Raw genomic sequence first — 5,412 nt, 5'->3', positions numbered from 1 at the left:
GGGTCGCCGTGGCGACGATGGCGGTTGCGGTGGACGAACTATCGCTGCCGGTGTGCCACAGCGACGTGGGAGGCGTGGACGGAATGGCGCCGATTGCCTGCTCGATCTGGTAGGCGATCGACTTTTGGGCCTGACCAAGGTCTGTATTCGATGGGGTCAGGCTTGGATCGGCGGCTATAATCGCCATGATCTCGCGTTGCGGGAACTCGACAGCACCAGGGGGCACCTTCGAGCCTTGGATACCGGCGGCAACGTTCTTACCGACATACGGATCGTTTGCCGCGCCACCAGTGGGCGGATTGTAAAGCATGCGGATCTCGTGGGGTCAGAGGAGGCCGAGCAGGCCGCTGTTTAGCGGATTGCTGAAGTCGAGGACGGCGACGTAGGGCAATGCGGAATAGTCAAAGACGAGCTGCGTGTGTGGTGGGCATAACCGACGAAACTCACACTCGAGATCGGTTGCTGGCAGAAAACCCTCGAGCGGATCGGAGTTACACTCCCCCTCGTCGGCATAAAACCAAGTATCGGCTGCTGCGCCGACATGGACGATCCAGAATTTCCAGACTGTCTCGTCCGACACTTCGTTGTCGGGGTCATCGGCATCGGGGTCGGTATCGAGAATGAAATATTCAAGATCGCCGTCGAAATCGCTGGGGTAAGGATCCGCTGGCACGACATAAAATTGCAACGGCGTGTCGTCGCATGCTCCATCGTCGCAATAGAACCAGTCTTCCTCGATCGGCGCCCCGACGCACACGTCATCGTCGCAGATGAAGTAGCCTTCGTAGGTGCCGGTGCCGACGCAGACACTATCGTCGCACAGGAACTGGTTCGGCTCCTCGATCGTGACATCGTAGCCGATGGCGCTGGCAAGGCAGACGAAATAGGCCGGCGACTGACCGCCGATCGCACCGAACTTCGAGCGTACCGCAACGACCCGCTGGGGCGTGCCGGCAACCCCGGACAAACAGGTGTCAGGTAGTCCGTATTCGCTTTCCCAATCCGGCAGTGAGTAGGTGATCGCCGAGGGAAAGCACTGTGTCGCAAGTTCGAAGTCGATCGCGTAATTGTAGGCGGCATGGCCAGCAACAGCGCGCCAGAAGGCGAGCATGATCGGCCGCGCTCCGGTGCCGTCGCCTGCCTCGTCCGTGCCCCAGGCCGGCCCGCGCGGGGTCAACTGCAGCAGCTGCGGAAGGATGTCGTCGGCCGTCGGTGCCGCAAGTTTGTCGCTGACCGACGGTGGGATCGCCGGGAGCAGTGCGCACGGCCAGCCAGGAGCGATATCGGTCATGAGTAGGTCGGCACCTGCAAGACCGGCGTCTGACCGCCGACCGTGTAGGTGATGTCGGCCGCTGGGCTCACCAGCGTGAACTGCGTCACGCCCGTGGCGCGATTGATCGCGGCCTCGATCTCCTCGACGAAAAGGGTGAAGGGTGTCGAAGGTGTCGCTGGTTGGATCACGTCATCCTGGAGCGCGGCGATCTCTGCCGCGACGGCGGCCCGGGTATCGTCAGTGTCCGGCGCAAAATTCTTCAGCGCGATCGGGACCGCGATCGGCGTTGGGCCCGTCGCGAAGACTCGTGCTGTGATCGGCCGACGGACGGTGTCACTCACGTAGGCCTGGACCGTGGCTACTTCACCGTCGGTCGGGATGCCGTTTGGCTGGTCCGTCACGGTGAAGCACAGCCACACCGACCGGGTGTCGTTGACGAAGCTGTCGACGTAGACGTTTTTGACGGTCGAGAGCGCCTGACCGGCCCACTCGACATAGTCAGGCGCCGAGCCGCCTTGCGGCGGGTTACGTTTGCGATAAAGCACCCGTGCCCGGAAGGTTTCGACTTCTTCGGTGTCGGTCCCGCCGGTGATCCCGTCTGCGTCAACGGTTGCCGTCGTGCCGAGTTGAATCGGGACGAGCGTGGTCTCGATCACTGTCAGCGTGTCGCCGGCGTCGACGTCGTATGCGGCCCCAACTGTGTCGGCCTGCAGCATCAGGTTGATCGTCGCGCCCGCGGCCGTCGTGTCAGCTAGGGTCGAATACGTGGCGCCGTCAGCCCGCTGAAACTGCGTTCCGGCCAGCACGATGATGCCGGCCGCGGCTGGGACGGTCACGAAACCCGAGGCGGCATTGCCGCCATCCGGAACCAGGCCGAGTTCAAAGCCGTGACGGGTCAGCCATTGATAGGCGGCCGTTGAGGCGAATAGCTGGTCGAACAGCCATTTCCGGCGCATCTCGTGCTCGAAATCGAGCAGAGCGAAAACCTTGCCCAGAACGGTGAACGTGTTAGCCCAGAGGCGCACCAGGGCGCCGGGGATCGCTTGGGTGAAAAACTGGCGCGCCTGCGTGGCGAGTGTCGCCAGAGGGCGGATGCTATAGCCCATCGGCGCGCTTCCAGAGTGGGTCGAATTTCGCCGAATACGCCTTGGTCTTGTTCCGACCGTAGATGTCGATCGAGCAGCGCACCTGGCCCTGCGCGTTGAGCACCTCGCCGGAGACGTTAATCTGGACCGCAGCGCCTTGAGTGATTAGCGGCTGCAGCGCGGCGCGGATCTCGACCTCGATGTCCGAGAAGGTCTTGGCGACGAGGACACTGCGGCGGTAGAGCCAAAGCCGGGAGCCAAGCGGCGCCTCGCCGTTCGCGGTATCGACGTCGAACCCGTCGCCAACCCAGCCGCGGCGATCGCCCTGCAGATCGAATCGGAGATCCGAGGCGTCGACCTGGACATCGGTGAAAAGCAATAAGGCAACGGCGGTTTGGAGCGGGTTGCGCGCGACCAGGCCGCCGACACCGCCATCGGCCGAAACGGTCGAGACGGCAAAGTCGCCGACGTAGCCATTCCAGACGATGTCAGGCGGCAGGACCTCCACGCCCGCGTCGGCGAGAGGCGTGATTGTCAGCTGCATGCGCGAGGATCCCCGCTGAGATTACTGAGGCGGTCCGGAAGTGCTGCTGCCTGGCGTCACGTCGGTGTGCTGATGCGTGGCGCCGACGTCATGATCGTTATGCTTCTGTGCGCCGCCGGTCTGGACGAAACCGTCGGCGCTGAGCGTGAACGTCGTGCCGCCGCACTTGAAGACGAAAGACGTGGCTGTCAGCGTGCAAGTCTGAAGACAGCTGAACGAAGGGCTCTTGCCAACCATCTTCCAGACGGATCCGTCGGCGTTGTAGAGGACGCAGTCACCGGGGTTCTGCCCCTTGGCATAGGAGGTCCGCGATGTCGGATCTTCGAGGCCGAGTGCCACAGCAAGATCGCTTTCACCGCGAAGTCTAAGACCCATCCCGTGGCTGCCGACGGGCGGGTTGCTCGAGAAGCCATGCGGCTGGACTCGGATGATGCCCTCGAGCTGCTCGCTCGCATGCCCGTAAGCCGTGACGGTCTGGATATCGCCGGTGTCGTCCGCCGAGATGTGCTCGATGCGGAATAGTGAGGTTTCGCTCACAAGGCATCTCCCGCGCTGAAGACGCTGTCAGATGTTCCGGCGCCGGTTTGGCCACCATGTGCCTTCGGATCCACGAACTCGAGCGTGGCCCGGGTTCCGGCGCCCTTCCCCTCCCCGTCCTGCTGGCGGAGTATTACCGTGGACAGAGTGAAGTCGCTGTCGATCCCCTCGATATCGTTCGTCACCGCGACGAGTAGGCCTGGCGTCCAGAGCGTCCCGGCCGCGTCGCGCCAGGTCGAGACCTTGGCGCTGGGCCGAATTCCGTAGGCCGCCATGCGGAGGCGTTCCCATTTCGCGCGCGTCTGCAGCTCGCTGTCGGTATGGTCTCCTTCGGCGATCACCAGCGCCGGACGGTATTCGTCGCCGTCGTCGCCCTGATCCTGGGCCTCCTGGCGAAGGTTTGCCTTGCCGTGGCCCGATCGCCGCTGGCCGCGAACAACGACCGGCGATCGCTTCTGCGTCGTCGTGATCTTGACGCCCATCGAGTCGACCGGCGACTGACCCAGCACCAGCGCGCCGGCGTGGCGCTTCGATCCGGCGCGCGTGATCATGATGGAGCCGTCGGTCTGCGCCACCAGCATGTGACCAAGCTTGCGGGCATAGCGCTCGATCGTGTGGAACATCGGCTCTTCCGGCCGGCGCTGGATCATTGCGAGCGGTTGCAGCTGCTGATCAGTCGACCAGCCGACACCGAACTCGTCGAACTCTTGCGCCGCCTGGAGAAGCGTCTTGTTCTTCACCATCCCGGTCTTATGCTTGATCGGATGGCAGTCGATCGCGTTGCGGCCCTTGGATCGTCCGCTGAGGCTGACGGAGCGGCCCTCTTCCGAGATCTCGGAATTGTACTCGTCGATGGCACCGGTGACGACGAGATCGCCGTTGGCGTAGATTTCCATCTGCCGCCCTTCGCGCAGCGCCATCGCCTGGGGCGACCAGCTCGACGCTGAGGCCTCGAGGTTGAAGGACATGGCCCCGTCCTGCATGGACCGGGTGATCTCGACGGACTGGAAGCCCTTGATCATGTAGCCGTCGACGACGACCGAGATCGTTTCGAAAACGGCCATTCAGCTCTCCGGAGCAAGCGCGTCGATGTTGCGTGGCATGAAGAGCGGTGTCGCGACCTTGTTGCGCGCCACAAGTTCTGTTGCACGCGAAGGATCGCCGTAGAGCGCGAAGGCAATTGCCGTCGATGGCGACGATTTCGCGGTTTGGACGCTGACGATCGGCTTCAGATCGGCCGCTACGGTCGCGATATGCGTCGTCGCTGTGCGGGCAACGGATCCGAGCACGTCCACCACGGCTTGCCCCGTCGCTGCAGCGATGCGATCGAGCGACGTGTCCATGGCGCCAGCGATGCGGGCGCGCGCGGCGATCGCCGCCTGTCGATCGCCGAAGTCGGTCTGCGCCTCCGAGACGAAGGCTTGGCCGAGCCATGCCGCCTCAAGGCATTCCGCGAGCATTCGCGCGAGCGCGGCCTGCTGCGTCCGAGCGGGCGAGCTGAAGGTCGGCGTCGCTTGGAAGCTCGCTGTTGCCGCATTGTAGAGGACAGGCGCAACGTCGGTCGCCGCAGCGGCCCCCCGAATTGTCGCCGCGGCCGTCGCCAACACGGTGCCGATCGCCGCGACGTCGGTCGCCGCGGTGATCGCCGGCGCCATGACAGCGGACACTGCGAAGACGGTGCGCTTGACCGACTGGCTCTGGGCCGCCGTCAGGGGTAACCGGGCGGCGGCGGCCTGCAGGACGGCTGCAAGGCTCTGGGCCGCGATCGCGGCCAAGGCGTAGCGGTCGTCGAGGGCCATGGTTCAGTCCGCGAAGGCTTGAAGAGTCGACGTTATTGCGGCGATCATCCCGCTCTGTAGTGACGCCGCTATGCGATCGCCCAGCGCCGTGACCGAGAACGCGGTACCGCTTCCGCTCTCGACGAATTCGAGATCGACCTGGACGTAGCCCATCCGCACCTTCTCAGCCGACGC

At 64.1% G+C, this 5,412-nt stretch carries 7 protein-coding genes; all 7 read right to left on the bottom strand.

Features of this window, described 5'->3' with window-relative positions:
* The coding region (locus tag GSQ79_RS29055; RefSeq protein WP_210253134.1) for a hypothetical protein at nucleotides 1–310 on the bottom strand (310 nt) is incomplete at its 3' end.
* 15 nt (nucleotides 311–325) lie between these two features.
* Complete coding sequence (locus GSQ79_RS18985; RefSeq protein ID WP_158810240.1) at nucleotides 326–1,291, bottom strand: putative phage tail protein; 966 nt, start codon at nucleotides 1,289–1,291, stop codon at nucleotides 326–328.
* Nucleotides 1,288–2,379 (bottom strand): baseplate J/gp47 family protein, encoded by a 1,092-nt coding sequence (locus GSQ79_RS18980; RefSeq protein ID WP_158810239.1) that lies wholly within the window; start codon nucleotides 2,377–2,379, stop codon nucleotides 1,288–1,290. Before GSQ79_RS18980 ends, GSQ79_RS18985 begins: the two co-directional genes overlap by 4 nt.
* Nucleotides 2,369–2,902, bottom strand: a complete 534-nt coding sequence (locus GSQ79_RS18975; protein WP_158810238.1) for a phage GP46 family protein — start codon at nucleotides 2,900–2,902, stop codon at nucleotides 2,369–2,371. The genes GSQ79_RS18980 and GSQ79_RS18975 overlap by 11 nt, the downstream gene beginning before the upstream one ends.
* 21 nt (nucleotides 2,903–2,923) lie before the next feature.
* Nucleotides 2,924–3,439 carry a phage baseplate assembly protein gene (locus tag GSQ79_RS18970; protein ID WP_158810237.1) on the bottom strand — a complete coding sequence of 172 codons (516 nt, stop codon included), beginning with the start codon at nucleotides 3,437–3,439 and terminating at the stop codon, nucleotides 2,924–2,926.
* Nucleotides 3,436–4,503 (bottom strand): phage baseplate assembly protein, encoded by a 1,068-nt coding sequence (locus GSQ79_RS18965; protein WP_158810236.1) that lies wholly within the window; start codon nucleotides 4,501–4,503, stop codon nucleotides 3,436–3,438. Before GSQ79_RS18965 ends, GSQ79_RS18970 begins: the two co-directional genes overlap by 4 nt.
* Nucleotides 4,504–5,238, bottom strand: coding sequence for a hypothetical protein (locus GSQ79_RS18960; RefSeq protein ID WP_158810235.1), 735 nt, complete (start codon nucleotides 5,236–5,238; stop codon nucleotides 4,504–4,506).
* Nucleotides 5,239–5,412: the final 174 nt, after the last annotated feature.

The sequence above is a fragment of the Beijerinckia sp. L45 genome (assembly GCF_009765775.1).
In the GTDB taxonomy this organism is placed as follows: domain Bacteria; phylum Pseudomonadota; class Alphaproteobacteria; order Rhizobiales; family Beijerinckiaceae; genus RH-AL1.
This window is presented reverse-complemented; position numbering and strand designations above follow the sequence as displayed.

Bases quoted from the DNA above. Each gene is read 5' to 3' on its own strand.
- GSQ79_RS18980 (WP_158810239.1), bottom strand. From the start codon at position 2,379: ATGGGCTATAGCATCCGCCCTCTGGCGACACTCGCCACGCAGGCGCGC.
- GSQ79_RS18965 (WP_158810236.1), bottom strand. From the start codon at position 4,503: ATGGCCGTTTTCGAAACGATCTCGGTCGTCGTCGACGGCTACATGATC.
- GSQ79_RS18985 (WP_158810240.1), bottom strand. From the start codon at position 1,291: ATGACCGATATCGCTCCTGGCTGGCCGTGCGCACTGCTCCCGGCGATC.
- GSQ79_RS18960 (WP_158810235.1), bottom strand. From the start codon at position 5,238: ATGGCCCTCGACGACCGCTACGCCTTGGCCGCGATCGCGGCCCAGAGC.
- GSQ79_RS18975 (WP_158810238.1), bottom strand. From the start codon at position 2,902: ATGCAGCTGACAATCACGCCTCTCGCCGACGCGGGCGTGGAGGTCCTG.